This window comes from Rhodohalobacter halophilus (assembly GCF_001715195.1).
Classification (GTDB): Bacteria; Bacteroidota; Rhodothermia; order Balneolales; family Balneolaceae; genus Rhodohalobacter; species Rhodohalobacter halophilus.
Genome location: NZ_MDWE01000092.1, coordinates 1 through 1,043 on the forward strand (window position 1 = coordinate 1; position 1,043 = coordinate 1,043).

The following is a 1,043-nucleotide window of genomic DNA, read 5'->3' on the forward strand; positions in this document are numbered from 1 at the left end:
TAGGTAAAACAGGCCCGATACAACGGATCGGTTTGCAGCCTGGAGAATCTTCTGTATTTCCCTTGCCACTTTCTACATAGTGACTGCCAACGCTGCCAGCCTTTCTCCGGGGTGTCATCGGGGCGATCTGTGGCAAACACACCCCTCAGATCCTCAGCCAACCGTGGCTTGTCTTCGGTTCGTACCCGTGCTAAAACCCGCCGTTTGACGTGTGTAACGCATCGCTGAAAGTCTGATCCCGGGTAGGCTTTGGCAACGGCCTCTTCCAGTCCGCTGAGCCCATCAGCTACCATCAGTCCAACGGAAGACAACCCTCGAGCTTTAAGCTCTTGAAGGAGCATCTCCCATCCGGTGGCACTCTCAACCGGCTGATGAGAAATAGCCAGTACCTCTCGCGTTCGATCCTCTTTGACGCCCAGCACAACATAGAACGCCTCTTTTTTGACACTGTCGCGCCGTACGTTCACCCATAAGGCATCGATGAACACAACCGGATATCGCCCCTCAAGCGGCCGGCTGTTCCACTCGGCTACGTCCTCGCGCATCCACTCAATCATTCGCCCGACCTGTGAAGAACTGTAATGGCGCCCGTAGAGTCGCTCAAAGACTTCACCTACCTGGCTTTGGGTAAGCCCCTGCCCGTATAAAGCACTCACCAACTTGTCGGTCTCGGCCTGCTGGCTGCGCAGAAGTGCCAATACTTTCGGGTAGAATTCTCCATTGCGATCACGGGGGATGCGCAACTCCAGTAGTTTTCCGTGGCCATAGACTCTACCCGGTCGGTAGCCATTGCCCTTATTGCCATCGGCACCTTCCAGGTGCAGACTACGTTCGTGCTTCATCATCGCGTTGAGCGTAAGTTCGAGCACCTCATTGAGCCCGTTTTCCTGCTTGAGGTGGTTGGCAATTAGATCTTTGAGTAGTACTTTTGAGACAATCATTGGTCTTCTTGTGTTTTGGGTTTTGGTTGGTTTGGACGCTGCCAAACCTACACAAGAAGACTTTTTTATTCTACCCCCCAGACACACTTATTGGGTAAGTAT

General features: G+C 53.0%; 1 protein-coding gene. It reads right to left on the reverse strand.

Annotation, left to right across the window (positions count from 1 at the left end; genetic code table 11):
• The coding region (locus BG260_RS13865; RefSeq protein ID WP_069133552.1) for an IS256 family transposase at positions 1 to 941 on the reverse strand (941 nt) is incomplete at its 3' end.
• Positions 942 to 1,043 lie beyond the last annotated feature (102 nt).